At 73.6% G+C, this 14,317-nt stretch carries 13 protein-coding genes; 10 read left to right on the forward strand and 3 right to left on the reverse strand.

Features of this window, described 5'->3' with window-relative positions; translation table 11 throughout:
* The first annotated feature begins 220 nt into the window (after positions 1 to 220).
* From ACIQFU_RS05975 to ACIQFU_RS06000, 6 genes are all read left to right on the forward strand, one after another.
* Complete coding sequence (locus tag ACIQFU_RS05975) at positions 221 to 1,699, forward strand: FGGY-family carbohydrate kinase (RefSeq protein ID WP_402549307.1); 1,479 nt, start codon at positions 221 to 223, stop codon at positions 1,697 to 1,699.
* Positions 1,700 to 1,842: 143 nt separating this feature from the next.
* Positions 1,843 to 3,477, forward strand: coding sequence for a fucose isomerase (locus ACIQFU_RS05980; protein WP_402549308.1), 1,635 nt, complete (start codon positions 1,843 to 1,845; stop codon positions 3,475 to 3,477).
* Between the two features lie 82 nt (positions 3,478 to 3,559).
* Complete coding sequence (locus ACIQFU_RS05985; RefSeq protein ID WP_402550012.1) at positions 3,560 to 4,681, forward strand: DUF4185 domain-containing protein; 1,122 nt, start codon at positions 3,560 to 3,562, stop codon at positions 4,679 to 4,681.
* A 34-nt stretch (positions 4,682 to 4,715) separates the two neighbouring features.
* Entirely contained in the window at positions 4,716 to 6,449 is a 1,734-nt protein-coding gene (locus ACIQFU_RS05990; protein WP_402549310.1) for a DUF4185 domain-containing protein, read from the forward strand.
* Positions 6,450 to 6,458: 9 nt separating this feature from the next.
* The gene (locus tag ACIQFU_RS05995; RefSeq protein ID WP_402549311.1) at positions 6,459 to 7,460 is read left to right on the forward strand and encodes an NADPH:quinone reductase; all 1,002 of its coding nucleotides are present in this window, start codon (positions 6,459 to 6,461) and stop codon (positions 7,458 to 7,460) included.
* A gap of 79 nt (positions 7,461 to 7,539) precedes the next feature.
* Positions 7,540 to 7,998, forward strand: a complete 459-nt coding sequence (locus tag ACIQFU_RS06000) for a VOC family protein (protein WP_402549313.1) — start codon at positions 7,540 to 7,542, stop codon at positions 7,996 to 7,998.
* Between the two features lie 24 nt (positions 7,999 to 8,022).
* Here the strand turns inward: ACIQFU_RS06000 and ACIQFU_RS06005 are convergent, their stop codons facing one another.
* On the reverse strand, positions 8,023 to 8,826 hold the full coding sequence (locus ACIQFU_RS06005; RefSeq protein ID WP_402549314.1) for a thioesterase family protein: 804 nt from the start codon (positions 8,824 to 8,826) through the stop codon (positions 8,023 to 8,025).
* Positions 8,827 to 9,005: 179 nt separating this feature from the next.
* Here ACIQFU_RS06005 and ACIQFU_RS06010 point away from each other — a divergent pair, with 179 nt between their 5' ends.
* From ACIQFU_RS06010 to ACIQFU_RS06020, 3 genes are read left to right on the forward strand one after another with little or no spacing between them, the layout of a single operon-like run.
* Complete coding sequence (locus tag ACIQFU_RS06010) at positions 9,006 to 9,233, forward strand: DUF2945 domain-containing protein (protein ID WP_402549316.1); 228 nt, start codon at positions 9,006 to 9,008, stop codon at positions 9,231 to 9,233.
* Positions 9,234 to 9,239: 6 nt separating this feature from the next.
* On the forward strand, positions 9,240 to 9,581 hold the full coding sequence (locus tag ACIQFU_RS06015; protein ID WP_402549318.1) for a DUF3140 domain-containing protein: 342 nt from the start codon (positions 9,240 to 9,242) through the stop codon (positions 9,579 to 9,581).
* Positions 9,574 to 10,005, forward strand: a complete 432-nt coding sequence (locus ACIQFU_RS06020) for a hypothetical protein (protein ID WP_402549319.1) — start codon at positions 9,574 to 9,576, stop codon at positions 10,003 to 10,005. The genes ACIQFU_RS06015 and ACIQFU_RS06020 overlap by 8 nt, the downstream gene beginning before the upstream one ends.
* Positions 10,006 to 10,030: 25 nt before the next feature.
* Here ACIQFU_RS06020 and ACIQFU_RS06025 read toward each other — a convergent pair whose 3' ends face one another.
* Together ACIQFU_RS06025 and ACIQFU_RS06030 are read right to left on the reverse strand one after the other, a co-directional pair.
* The gene (locus tag ACIQFU_RS06025; protein WP_402549321.1) at positions 10,031 to 11,407 is read right to left on the reverse strand and encodes a cryptochrome/photolyase family protein; all 1,377 of its coding nucleotides are present in this window, start codon (positions 11,405 to 11,407) and stop codon (positions 10,031 to 10,033) included.
* 676 nt (positions 11,408 to 12,083) lie between these two features.
* Complete coding sequence (locus ACIQFU_RS06030; RefSeq protein WP_402549323.1) at positions 12,084 to 13,646, reverse strand: SDR family oxidoreductase; 1,563 nt, start codon at positions 13,644 to 13,646, stop codon at positions 12,084 to 12,086.
* Positions 13,647 to 13,750: 104 nt separating this feature from the next.
* Between ACIQFU_RS06030 and ACIQFU_RS06035 the strand changes: the two genes are divergently transcribed.
* Positions 13,751 to 14,257 (forward strand): MarR family winged helix-turn-helix transcriptional regulator, encoded by a 507-nt coding sequence (locus tag ACIQFU_RS06035; protein ID WP_402549324.1) that lies wholly within the window; start codon positions 13,751 to 13,753, stop codon positions 14,255 to 14,257.
* The last annotated feature ends 60 nt before the right edge of the window (positions 14,258 to 14,317 follow it).

Consider the following 14,317-nt stretch of genomic DNA (forward strand, 5'->3'; position numbering starts at 1 on the left):
CGGGGAGGACGCTACGCCGTCGTCGTGGCGGCGCGGCGTTTCAGCATCCCTGAAATCCATTTCACCGAAACGTAGAGCGGCCTCCAAGGGGTGTCAAGAGCTGAGACGGCCGCGTGTTCCGGTACTTGGCGCACCCCGTCTGACCCGGCCTTCTGCGGACAAGTCGCGTGATGTGCGCGCTCCCTTGACGCTGAAATCGATTTCTGCGAACGTGCTCGCCATGCCTCGCAACGCAGTCATCGGTGTGGACATCGGCACCTCGAGCAGCAAGGGCGTACTCGTCGGCCTCGACGGCACCCTGATCCGCTCCGCCGTACGGGAGCACACCCCCGCCAGGCCGGGCCCCGGCCGCTTCGAGATGGACGCCGCCGTCTGGTGGGACGAGTTCACCGCCCTCGCCCGCGAACTGACCGCCCCCGGCGACGTCACCGTCACCGCCGTCGGCGTCAGCGGCATGGGACCGTGCGTCCTGCTGACCGACGAGCACGACACACCGCTGCGCCCCGCGATCCTCTACGGGGTGGACACCCGCTCGGTCCGCCAGATCGAGCGCATCGAGGCCCGGCTCGGCGCGAAGGAGATCATCCGCCGGGGCGGTTCCGCCCTCACCACCCAGGCCGCCGGACCCAAGATCGCCTGGGTCGCCGACGAGGAGCCCGAGCGCTACGCCCGCGCCCGCCGCCTCTACATGCCCAGCTCCTGGCTGGTGCGCAGACTCACCGGCGCCTACGTCCTCGACCACCACTCGGCCAGCCAGTGCACACCGCTCTACGACACCCACGCCCGCCAGTGGTACGCCCCCTGGGCCGCGGAGGTCGCCCCCGGCATCGAGCTGCCGCCGCTGCGCTGGTCCGGCGAGACCGCGGGCACCCTCACTCCGGACGCCGCCCGGGAGACCGGCCTGCCCGCGGGGATCCCGGTGACCACCGGCACGATCGACGCCTGGGCGGAGGCGCTGAGCGTGGGCGCCCAGGGCACCGGCGACCTGATGCTGATGTACGGCACCACCATGTTCCTCGTCCACACCGTCCCAGAGCCCCTCACGAGTGAGTCCCTGTGGGGTACGGTCGGCGCCCTGCCCGGCACCCGCAACCTGGCCGGCGGCATGGCCACCTCCGGGGCGGTCACCAACTGGCTGCGGGACCTGTTCGCCGACGAGGACCACGCCGGCCTGACCCGCCTGGCCGCCGAGTCGGGGCCCGGAGCCAACGGCCTGCTGATGCTGCCGTACTTCTCCGGCGAACGCACGCCGGTCATGGACCCGGACGCCCGCGGTGTGATCGCGGGCCTGACGCTGTCCCACACCCGCGGCGACCTGTACCGGGCGGCGCTGGAGGCCACCGGCTTCGGCGTCCGGCACAACATCGAGGTGATCGAGGCGGCCGGCGGCGACATCCGCCGTGTGGTCGCCGTCGGCGGCGGCACCCAGGGCGCCCTGTGGACGCAGATCGTCTCCGACATCACCGGCCGCCCGCAGGAGCTGCGCACCACCACCATCGGCGCCGGCTACGGCGGCGCACTGCTGGCCGCCGGGCTCGTCCAGGACGTCCGCGTCGACGACTGGAACCCGGTGCGCGAGACGGTGACCCCGCGCCCCGAGCACGCGAAGCGCTACGACGACCTCTACGCCCTCTACCGGCGCCTCTACCCGGCCACCTCGGACGTCGTCCACACCCTGGCGACGCTCCAGGACCGCTGACCGACGGCCCGCCCGGGCCCGCTGACCGACCGCCCGGACCGCCGACCGACTGCCCCCGGCCGCCGGCCGGCGCCCGGAGCCGTGAACGACCCGCTCGACCCGCGCCTGCCCCACCGGCCGGACGCACGACCAACGGAGACCGCATGACCGCGTACACCCTGCCCGTCCTCCACGAGCCGCCGGCCGCAGAGCCGGCCACCGTCTACACCGTGACCAGCGGCGACCTCCGCCCCGCCGCCAACACCACCTGCTGGCCCACCCAGGAGAAGCTGGAGAAGGACCTCGCGGCGGCCGTCACCGCCCTCGGCCGGAAGGTGCGCCGCGGGCACCCCGTCGACGAGGCCAAGGGCCACGGGTTCATCGACAGCCAGCGCGCCGGCATCGAGGTCTTCAGGAACCTGCCCAAGGACGCCCCGCTGATCGTCGTCGAGGCCGTGTGGCAGTACAGCCACCATGTCCTCGCCGGGCTGCGCGACCACCGGGGACCGATCCTGGTCGTGGCCAACTGGAGCGGCGAGTTCCCGGGCCTGGTCGGCCTGCTGGGCCTGGCCGGCAGCCTCACCAAGGCGGGCATCGACTACTCCGTCCTGTGGAGCGCCGACTTCACCGACGAGTGGGCACGGGAGGGCCTGCGCACCTGGCTGGAGACGGGCACCCTCACCCACGACGCCGGCCACGTCCGGCCCCTGCCCCCACTGCCCGAGGACGCCGAGACCGAACTCGGCACGGCTCTCGCCCGGCAGCTGCGCGAAGAGAAGGCGATCATCGGCGTCTTCGACGAGGGCTGCATGGGCATGTACAACGCCATCATCGACGACGAGTTCCTGAACCCGCTCGGCATCTACAAGGAGCGCCTCTCGCAGAGCGCCCTGGTCGCCGAGATGAACAAGGTCTCCGACGAGGAGGCCCAGGCCGTCCGCACCTGGCTGGACGACGCCGGCATGACCTTCCACACCGGCACCGACGAGGCCACCGAACTCACCGACGCGCAGTTGCTCAGCCAGTTCAAGATGTACATCGCCGCGCTGCGCATCTCGGACGACTTCGGACTCGACGCGGTCGGCATCCAGTACCAGCAGGGCCTCAAGGACACGGTGCCGGCCAGCGACCTCGCCGAGGGCCTGCTCAACAACGTCCAGCGCCCGCCCGTGCTCAGCCGCGACGGCGCCCGCGAGCTGTACGCCGGCGCGCCGCTGCCGCACTTCAACGAGGTCGACGAGGGCGTCGCCGTCGACTCCCTGGTCACCAACCGCATCTGGACGGCTATGGGCCTCGACCCGGCCACCACGCTGCACGACATCCGCTGGGGCGAGGAGTACGACGGCCGGTTCGTCTGGGTCTTCGAGATCTCCGGCTCCGTCCCGGCCTCCCACCATGGCGGCTACGACAAGTCGTACAGCATGCGGCAGCCGCCGATGTTCTTCCCGCTCGGCGGCGGCACCCTCAGCGGTGTCTCCAAGCCCGGCGAGATCGTCTGGTCGCGCGTGTTCCTGATGGACGGCCGCCTTCATGTGGACCTCGGCCGCGCGAGCGCCGTCGAGCTGCCCGGGGAGGAGACGCGGCGCCGGCTGGACGCCACCAACCCCCAGTGGCCGATCATGCACGCGGTCCTGCACGGGGTCACCCGCGACCAGTTCATGGCCCGCCACCGCGCCAACCACCTGAACGTCGCCTACGCCCCCGACGCGGCCACCGCCGACCAGGCGCTGCGCGCCAAGGCCGCCCTCTTCGCCGAGCTGGGCGTCGAGGTGCACCTGTGCGGGGACGTGGCGCTGTAGTACCGACCGCTCCCGGCGTTCCGCCCGTCGCCCGTGACGGGCGGAACACCCCCACGAATCCGAGGAGTTCCGCATGGTACGAATGACAGGTTCACGACACAATGAGCAAGATGGCGAGCCGCCGGAGACCGGCGGACCGAGCCGACGCCTCCTGCTCCGTACGGGCCTCGGCCTGACGGCGGCCGGGCTCGCCACCGCCACTTCGAGCGCGGCACCGGCGAGCGCGGCCCCCGGGAGCGCGGCCGCCGTCACCGGACGGAAGATCCGCGACCTCACGGGCCCTGCCGAGACGGGCGCGTTCGGCGCCGCCTGGACCGACCTCGGCATACCCGTCCGCTGTCCCGACGGCACGATGCTCTTCGTCTGCGGCGACACCTTCGACGGCGCCGGCGTGGGCGACGGCGACTGGCGCGCCCCGGTGGGCCTGCGGGCCCGGCGCCCCGACCTCGACGCCCTCGTCGTCGACGACAGCGTGGGCGGCGCGCACGCGGTGGGCCTGGTCCCGGAGGGCCACGAGAACGGCACCACCGCCATACCGTCGGACGTCTTCACCGTCGGCGGCACGATGTACATGCACCTGATGCGCGGCGTCCTGTACCGCACCCACCACTCCGACTTCTGGCGCTCGACCGACAACGGCGAGACCTGGCAGTACCTGTGCCAGTGGCCGGGCGACCAGTACGGCGGCCAGTTCCAGCAGAAGACGTACGCGGTCGCCGACGACGGCTACTGCTACGTCCTGTCGACGGTGTTCAACCGGGACGTGCCCTCCGACCTCCTGCTGCACCGCGTCCGCCAGGACCGGGTCGGTGACCCGGCGGCCTACGAGCCCTGGGGGTACGCGGGCGGCGCCTGGGCGTGGGGCAACTACCCGACCACCATCACCGCCCGCCGCCGGTGGGGCGAGATCTGCTTCCGCGCGATGGGCGGCCGGTACGCCCTGACCTGGCTGAACATGGAGCCCCTGTCGATGCGCGCGCAGATCTTCGCGCTCCCGACGAGCAACCTGTTCACCACCCCAGAGCAGACCGTCGTCGTGCCGACCACACCGGGCCACGAGTCGGGCAACGCGGTCGCCAGCCCTTACGGCGGCTTCATCCTCCCCGGGTCGACCTTCGGCGACTTCGACATCGCCGTGAGCCAGTGGTATGACGACCGCAACTACCGGGTCATGCAGTACCGGATCAACGGTCTCGCGGTCTGAGCACGTTCCCCGTCCGCCCCACCGAGGAGTACCCGTGCGCACACGCAGACTGCTCATCACCCTGGTGGCCGGGCTGGCCGCCGTCACGGCGTCCACGACCCCCGCCGTCCAGGCCGACACCGGGAGCCCACCGGCCCCCGCCGCCGGTACCGCCACACCCGCCAACGCCCAGGAGAGCACCTGGTTCTCCACGGCCGGCATCGATCCGGGCGCCACCGTCGGGGCCCCCGCCGCCGGCGACAACAGGGAACACGGCGACCTGTGGCCGTCGTGCTGGTCGGGAGACGACAACCTCTACGCCGCCTACGGCGACGGCGTCGGATTCGGCGACACCTGGCAGGACATCGGCGTGGCCCGGATCAGCGGCATGCCCGGCAACCTGACCGGCACCCAGCGCGCCTCGGGCGACGGGGTCGGCCGGATCTGGGGCGACCCGCAGCAGTACTACCGCAAACCCACCGGCATGGCCTGCGTCAACGGCGACCTGTACCTCGCCGTCCAGGACCTCAGGCGCGGCACGCTCGACAACGCTCCCAGCGCCACCGTCGTCAAGTCCACCGACAAGGGCGCGACCTGGACGTCGGACAAGACCACGCCGATGTTCTCCGACGAGAAGTTCACCACCGTCATGTTCCTCGACTACGGCAAGGACAACGCGAACAGCCCGGACGGATACGTCTACGCCTACGGCCTCGACCACAACTGGCGCGACACCTTCGACCCCGACCCGGACCCCACCGACCTCTACCTGGCCCGGGTGCCCGCCGACTCCGTCCAGGACCGGTCCGCCTGGCGGTTCTACGCCGGTGACGGCGCCGGCACCCCGCGGTGGACGCCGGACATCGGCCGGCGGGTGGCGGTCCTGCACGACGACCGGCGCGTCTACCAGAACGTGGGAACCCCGGGCCGCGTCAGGGACCTCAGCGTCATCAGCCAGGGCGGCGTCGTCTACAACAAGCCGCTGAACCGCTACATCTACACCTCGTGGACCGAGTACACCTTCGAGTTCTACGAGGCGGCCACCCCCTGGGGCCCGTGGAAGCGCTTCACCCCGAAGGACTTCGGCGGCTACCCCTGGACACACACGAAGCACGGCGGCTACGCCACCACCATCCCGTCCAAGTACATAGCCGCGGACGGCAGGTCGATGTGGCTGCAGTCCAACGTCTGCCCCTGCGGCGGCGGTTACCCGGGCGGGGACTTCTGGGCGTACACCTACTCGCTGCGCCGGATGTCCCTCACCCCGTCCGAGCCCACCACACCCGGCAACGCACCCGACGGCGCGCGCAACCTCGCGCGCGAACCCGGCACCGTCCCGGTCGAACGCGCCACCCACTTCGGCACCGCGATCTACAACGACGGCGACAAGGCGCAGAACGAGGACGACTGGAACGACGAACGCAAACCGACCAGCTGGTGGGGCTACACCTGGCCGCGCCAGTACCGGCTCAACCAGGTCGCCTACACGACCGGCCGGATGTTCGGCGACGGCGGCTGGTTTGGCAGCGCGCCCCGGATCCAGATCCGCCGCGACGGCGTCTGGCGCGACGTCGAGGCCCAGCACGGCACCCCCGCCTACCCCACCTCGTCGGCCGCCGGCACGAACCGGACCTACGTCTTCGACTTCGCCACCACCAGCGGCGACGGCGTGCGCGTCGTCGGAGGCAGCGGAGGCACCCAGACGTTCACCTCGATCGCCGAACTGGAGGTGTCCTACCGCCAGCCGGGCGGTCGGCCCTCCGCTGCGTCACCACCGGGCGGTTCGTAGCATGAGGCCATGAACGGCACGGTTCCGGACACGATGCGGGCGGCGTACATCGACGCCGTCGGACCCGCCGACGCCATCCGGTACGGGGAACTCCCCGTACCGCAGGCCGGGCCCACGGACGTACTGGTACGGGTGTCGGCCGTCGCCGCCGATCCCGTGGACACCTTCGTACGCTCCGGCGCGTACGCCACACCGCTGCCCACGCCGTTCGTCGTCGGCCGCGACCTGGTGGGCGAGGTCGCCGCGACCGGGCCCGGCGCCGCGGGCTTCGCCGTCGGGCAGCGGGTGTGGTGCAACAGCCTGGGCCACGGCGGCCGGCAGGGCTCCTTCGCCCAGTACGCGACGGTCGCCGCCGAACGCCTCTACCCGGCGCCGCCCGGCGTCGATGGCGAAGACCTCGTGGCGGCCGCCCACCCGGCCGCCTCCGCCTGGCTCGCGCTGTTCCGGCACGGGCGGCTGCGGGCCGGGGAGACCGTGTACGTCGGGGGCGGCGCCGGGAACGTGGGCGGCGCCGCCGTCGCCCTCGCCGCCCGCGCCGGAGCCCGAGTGGTCGCCACGGCGCGTGCGGAGGACGCCGAGGCGGTGCGGGAACTGGGCGCCGCCGAGGTCCTCGACCACCACGCGCCCGACCTCGGCGCACGCGTGCGCGGAGCCGCCCCCGACGGCTACGACGTGCACCTGGACACGTCCGGGCACGGGGTGCTCGCCGACGCGGTGGAGTCGCTGGCCCGGGGCGGGCGCCTGGTCGCCATGGTGGGACTGGGCACCGGGCCCGCCGCACTGCCGGTGAGCCGGCTCTACACCCGCGACGCGAGCATCGTGGGCTTCGCCATCAGCAACGCCACGACCGCCGACCTCGCCGAGGCGGCACGGGGCGTCGTGGGCGTCCTGACCGACACCCCGTGGCGCCCGCGCATCGCCGGCCGGCTGCCGATGTCGCGGACGGCCGACGCCCACCGCGGGCTGGAGGCCGGCCGGGTGCGGGGCCGGCTGGTCCTCACGCCTTCTTGATCGTCTTTCCGGCGGGCCGGGCGCGGTCCATGATGGACGTGACGGAGGAAACCAGTCACCAGCTCCTGGGGGTCCAGGAATGCGCCGTGAAGACCTGCCGGCACCGGAGTCCGGACTGCTGCTCACCCACTTCCTCACCGTGGTCGACGTGCCGCGCTCGCGTGCCTTCTACTCGGAGGTGCTCGGCGGCGAGGTCGTGCTCGCGGAGAACCCGTGCATCGTCAAACTCGCGAACAGCTGGATCATCATGAACCCGGGCGGCGGACCCACGCCGGACAAACCCGACGTCACGCTGCGCCCGCCCGACGACCCCGGGACGGCGACGAGCTTCCTCAACATCCGGGTCGCCGACATCGAGCGCTGCCACCGCGAGTGGAGCGCGCTCGGCGCCGAGTTCCTCACCCCGCCGATCGACCGGAAGGCCGAGCTGCGGTGCTACCTGCGCGATCCGGACGGCTACCTGATCGAGGTCGGCCAGGCCACCGGACTGCTGGAGGGCATCCTCGCCGATCCGCCCGCGGGCCCGGGGCAGGGCTGAGGCGCCGGACCGGGCCCGGGCCGCTCAGGGCTGCGGACGGACGGTCAGCATCTGCTGGGCGTGACCCACGGGCCCGTCCACGTCGTGCAGCACGGTGCTGGTGATGCCCTGACCGGTGGGCCCGAAGACGACGGTGGTGTCCAGCCCGGTCCAGCGGCCCCGCGGCGCACGGTGCAGGTGGAGGGTCAGATCGACGTTCGGGAACATCCACTCCCGGGGCGACTGGCGCACCGCGATGCCGTTGGCCGTGTCGACCAGCGCGACGTAGGAGGCCAGCGGACTCGCGCTCTCCCCGGCGACCAGGTCGAGACCGGTGGAGATCCAGGCGGTGGTGCGGCCGGGGGAGGGCGGCGAGAGCGGGCGTACGTCCAGGGAGGCGATGTAGCCGCCGGGCCACTCGGTCTCCATCGGCCAGCGGGCCAGCGTGTCCGGCGCGGGGAGCCGGTCGGCGCCCCCGCCGGCGACGGCGCTCGTGTCCCCGTCCGCCAGCAGCCACGCCCTGGCCCGCGCCACGGACCGGCCCGCCGTCAGCACGGTCGCCTCGACCAGCTCGATGGTGCGTCCCGGCCGGACGGTCTCCACCCGTATCTCGCACTCGTCCAGCGCCGGGCGGCCCAGGATGTCGAAGCCGATCCGGCTCAGCGACATGTCCGCCGCACCGGGGCGGTCCGCCAGATGGCGGTCCACGGCGTGGACGATCAGACCCCCGAGCGGACTGAAGTGCTGCTCGTCCGGGCTCCACGCCCCGCCCACGTGCGGGGTGGGCTTGTAGCGGTGCTCGTCGATCCGCTCGTAGTAGCTGTCCGGGGTCGCTGTGCTGGTGTTCAACGGGCTGCTCCTGGAACGACGGCGGTGACGAGGGCCGGGGCCGGCCGGGACGGCGGCGCCGGGGCCGCGACCAGGATAGTTCGGCGGCGAATCCGTCCCGGGCCCGAGTGGCGCCCCGTCGGCTGGGCACCCATACCGTCCAGGAAGCCGAGGGGGCGCGCAGGCGAAGGAGCACCGCGATGGCGAAGCACCGCGACGACGGCGAGCGCCTGAAGAAGGGCGACAAGGTCACCTGGAGCAGCCACGGCTCCCGCACCGAGGGCGAGGTGGAGAAGAAGATCACCGAGCGCACCGAGGCTGCGGGCCGCACCGTGGACGCCTCCGCGGACGATCCGCAGTACCAGGTTCGCAGCGACAAGTCGGGCAGGTCGGCGGTGCACAAGCCGTCCGCGCTGAAGAAGAAGTGAGGTGACATGGACGGCGACGAGCAGGACGAGACCCGGGACGCGTTCCACGAGCTGGTGAACATGACACCGGCGGAACTGGACAAGTGGCTCGACAGCGACGAGTCCCGCGACGCCGGGCACCACCAGGACGGGGGCGAGTCGGTCGGGCACGCGTCCGGCCGCCGGATCGTCGAGATCCTGCGGAAGAAGAACGGCGACCTCTCCGACGACGACTACGAGCACATGCGCAAGGTCGTCGGCTACGTCCGCCGGCACCTGGCCCAGCGTCCGTCGGGCGACGTCGAGGACACCCGGTGGCGGTACTCGCTCATGAACTGGGGCCACGACCCCCTGGGGCGCCATGGGTGACGACGCGCACCGGCGTCCCGAGGGCGTCAGCGACGCGACGGTCGAGGCCCTCGGGTCCCTGTCCAAGGCGCTGGAGACGACCGAGTGCGCCCGCGGCCACCTGTTCGCCTTCCACCAGTTCACCGGCTCGGCGGACTTCGAGCTCGACCGCGCGGTCGAGCTGCTGCGCGCCGCCGGCCACGAGGACTGGGCCGAGCGCGTCCGCACGGAGATCCTGGGCCGCAACGTCATCCCCGGCCACTGGACCTTCCAGATCGTCGAGGCGTACGACCGGACGTACTACCAGGCGTTCCGGGACCTGGCGCGGGAAGCGGTGACGCGCCTGGCCGGGGGCCGCGACCACCTCTACGAGGCGGAGCTGAAGGAGGCACGCCGGACCAGGAATCACCCGGACCACACGTCCCGCCCCGACGGCGCCGTCTGACGGCAGCCTGCGGCGGGCCCGTCGCTCAGTCGCGTCCCCGGGCCCGCCTGAAGCGGTCCAGCCCCTCGGCGAGATCGACGATCGGGTCCGGATAGGCGCCGTACGCGGACCGCTCCTCCTGGGGCAGCCGCCACGGCTCGTGCACGGAACGGCCCTCCAACCCCGCCAGCTCGGGTACCCAGCGCCGGACGTACGCCCCGTCGGGGTCGAACCGCCGCGCCTGCGTCGTGGGGTTGAGGACACGGTGCGGGCGGGTGTCGGTGCCGGTGCCCGCGGCCCACTGCCAGTTGAGCTGGTTGTTGGCCACGTCGCCGTCGGCGAGCAGCCCGAGGAAGTGCCGGGCGCCCACCCGCCAGTCCACGTACAGCGTCTTGGTGAGGAAACTCGCGACGAGCAGGCGGCCCCGGTTGTGCATCCAGCCCTCGTGCCGCAGCTGGCGCATCGCGGCGTCCACGATCGGATAGCCCGTGCGCCCCTCCCGCCACGCGGCGGTGTCGGCCTCGGCGGCGGCACCGGTGCGCCAGCGGTCGTGCCGGGTGCGGTAGTCGGCGGCCGAGGAGTGAGGGCGGGCGGCCAGCACCTGGTGGTGGAAGTCCCGCCAGGCCAGCTGCCGCACGAACGCCTCGGCGCCGGTGCCGCCCTTGCGCCGGGCCCGGTGGAACACCTCGACGGGGGAGAGGGCGCCGAAGTGCAGGTCGGGGGAGAGCCGGGAGGTCGCGTCGCCGGCCAGGTCGTCGTGGTGGTCCGCGTAGCCCGTGATGCCGCCGCGCGACCAGGCCGTCAGACGCTTCCTGGCCTCCCGTTCCCCGCCGGCGGGCAGGCCCGGGGACAGCCCCGTCAGGTCCCCGCGGGCGGGCAGCGGCTCCGAGCCGACGCCGTCCGGGACGGGGACCTTGCGCGCGGCGGCCAGCGGCTCGCGGACGGAGTGCTCGCTCCAGCGCCGGAAGTACGGCGTGAAGACGGCGAAGTGGTCGGAGGAGGCCGGGGTGACGGAGCCCGGGGCCAGCACGGTCGTCACGGCGTCGTGGACGTGCAGCCGGCAGCCCCGCGCCTCGAGCGCGGAGCGCAGGAGTTCCTCGCGCCGGTGGGCGTGCGCGCTGACGTCGGCCGCCATGTGCACCTCGTCGGCCTCCGCCTCGCCAACCACCGCGCACACCTGTTCGACCAGGTCGCCGGAGCGGAAGAACAGCCGCCCGCCCCGCTCCCGCAGACCCGCGTCCAGGTCCCGCAGGCAGTCGGCGAGGAGGGCGAGCCGGTTGGGCGCGGCGAAGCCGGCGGCGTCCACGGCCCGGTCACGTACGAACAGCGGCACCACGGGCGCGGAGCGGTCGAGGGCCGCGCGCAGCGGCGGATGGTCGTGCAGCCGCAGATCGCGGGTGAACAGGACGACCGACGTGGTCATGGCGCTCCTCGCAGGGGGTCCGCGCGACGCTACCCGACCGGAGAGTGCCCTTGGCGGGGACGCGCGGGTCCGCGCCGCCGCCCCGTCGCCGGTCCGCGGCGGGTTGAGCCGTAGCGGCGGTCCGGACGGGCCCGGCGAGGAGCCGACCGGTCGGCGCCGGCCCCTCCACAAGCCCGTGCACGCAGGAGTGCGTCCGGCGGAGCGACACGGTCGGGCCGGGAGCGAGGGCGTGGCGGACTGCATGGCCGGGTTTTTCGGCCGTGCGCGGGTGCGGTGCGTCGGGCGGCGCCCGGCAGGCGTCGGCGCGGCACAGGCGTGCCGGTGCGGCGCACGCCCGGCCGGGGGAGTTGGTGCCCGGTCGTCCGTGGGGCTGCGGTGGGCGGTGTCCGGGCGGCGTCGGCGCGGTACAGGGGTGGGGCGGGACCGGTGCGGCGCACGCCCGGCCGGGGTGTCGGTGCCCGGTCGTCCGTGGGGCTGCGTCGGGCGGTGTCCGGGAGGTGTCGGGGCGGTACAGGGGTGGGGTGGGACCGGCCGGGGCGTCGGTGCCTGGTCGTCCGTAGGGCGGCAGCCCGGGGTGCGCGGTGTCCCGGTGTCACGGGGCGGGGTGTCGTGAGAACCCCGTCGGACCTGTGCGGAGCGCGTGCGCACGGCAGCCCGGGCACGCGGGACGTCGGTCTCACGGGGCCGGGGTGTCCTGGGCCCCGTCGGACGGTCGCGGAGCGCGCGCGGCGGCGCGGGCGATGTTGCGGGCCATGCCGCCGAAGACCACGGCGTGGAAGGGCCACACGCTCCACCAGTAGGCCTGGCCCGCCAGCCCGTGGGGATGGAACAGCGCCCGCTGGCGGTACCGCGTCCGCCCGGCGTCGTCCGTCTCGGCGTACATCTCCAGCCAGGCGAGCCCCGGCAGCCGCATCTCGGCGCGCAGGCGCAGCAGCCGGCCGGGGACGATCTCCTCGACCCGCCAGAAGTCGAGCGAGTCGCCGACCCGCAGCCGCGCGGCGTCCCGGCGGCCCCGGCGCAGGCCCACCCCGCCGGCCAGCCGGTCCAGCCAGCCCCGTACCGCCCACGCCAACGGGAAGGAGTACCAGCCGTTGTCGCCGCCGATGCCCTCCACGACCCGCCACAGCGCGTCGGGCGGCGCGTCGACGGTCAGCGCGCGGTCGTCGGTGTAGAGGCTGCCGCCGGCCCAGTCGGGGTCGGTGGGCAGCGGATCGCTCGGCGCCCCCGGCACGGACGCGGACGACCAGCGGGTGGCGACCCGGGCCTCGCGCACCCGTTGCAGGGCCAGCCGCAGCGCGTCGTCGAAGCCGAGCGGGTATCCCGGCGGTGGCGGCACGTACCGGACGATGTCGTTCTCGCGGCACACCACCTCGTGCCGCAGCGACTCGGTGAGCGGGCGCGCGATGGCCGCCGGGACCGGCGTGACCAGCCCGACCCAGTGGCTGGACAGGCCGGGGGACAGCATCGGCACCGGCAGGATCAGCCGCCTGGGCAGCTCCGCGACCTCGGCGTAGCGGACCATCATGTCGCGGTAGGTGAGGATGTCGGGGCCGCCGACGTCGAAGGCCCGGGTCACCTCCGCCGGCATCGTGGCGCTGCCGACGAGCGCCCGCAGCACATCCCGGACGGCGACCGGCTGGATCCGGGTGTGGACCCAGCTGGGCGTGACCATCACCGGCAGCCGCTCGGTGAGGTAGCGCAGCATCTCGAAGGACGCCGACCCGGAGCCGATGACGACCGCCGCGCGCAGCACGGTCGTGGGCACGCCCGAGGCCAGCAGGATGCGCCCGACCTCGGCCCGCGAGCGCAGGTGCGGCGAGAGGTCCCGTTCCGGCACGCCGGACGGGGTCAGGCCGCCCAGGTAGACGATGCGCCGTACGCCTGCCGCCTCGGCCCGCTCGGCGAAGGTGCGCGCCGCCCGCCGGTCGGTCGCCTCGAAGTCGTCGCCGCTGCCGAGCGCGTGCACCAGGTAGTAGGCGACGTCGACGCCCTCCATCGCCCGCGCCACCGAGCCGGCGTCGGTGACGTCCCCGCGCACCACCTCGGCCTTCCCGGCCCACGGATGGTCGCGCAGCTTGTGCGGGGAGCGGGCCAGGCACCGCACCCGGTGCCCGGCGTCGAGCAGTTCGGGCACGAGGCGGCCCCCGACGTACCCCGTCGCGCCGGTGACCAGGCAGCGCAGGCCCGCTCCGCCGCTCTCGTCGCTCACCCGGTCGGGTCCTTCGCTTCCCTGGCTCATGCGGCTCCGTCGTTCGCGGGACAGTCGTCACCGTCACCCCTTCCCCCCGACGGGCCGCGGTGGACGCGTCCCGGCCCAGGTCGACCCTTCTATACGCTGATCGCGTGGCGACAGCGAACCGGCGCGGACAGCACGCGCACGAGCGGAGGACCGGCCCCGGCCCCGAGGCGAGCGACCTGCACGTGCTCGCCGCACGGCTGAGGCGGATGAACGGCGAGATCAACCGACTCGTGCACGGCTTCGCCGGCAGCCACGGCCTGCACGCCACCGACGTCCAGGCGCTCGCCGCGATCCTGGACGCGCGCGAGCCCATGACGCCCGGGCGGCTGCGCGAGCACCTGGGGCTGACCTCGGGCGCGGTGACGGCGTGCGTGGACCGGCTGGAGCGCGCGGGGCACGTGCGCCGGGTCAGGGAGAGCGCCGACCGCAGGGTCGTCCACCTGCGCTACGTGCCCGAGGCCAAGGAGGCGGCCCGGAGGTACTTCCTCCCGCTGGCCGAGGCCGCCGCCGCCGCCCGTTCGCGCTTCGACGACGAAGAACTCGCGGTCGTGGTGCGTTTCCTGACGGCGATGAACGAGGAGCTGCGCCTCGTGCGGTCGGACGAGCGCTGACCGTCCCGGCCCTACCGCATACGGGGGAGTGACCGGGGCACACACCGGTGTGTCATGAGG

Origin of the sequence: Streptomyces sp. NPDC093065, assembly GCF_044754585.1 — a bacterium.
In the GTDB taxonomy this organism is placed as follows: domain Bacteria; phylum Actinomycetota; class Actinomycetes; order Streptomycetales; family Streptomycetaceae; genus Streptomyces.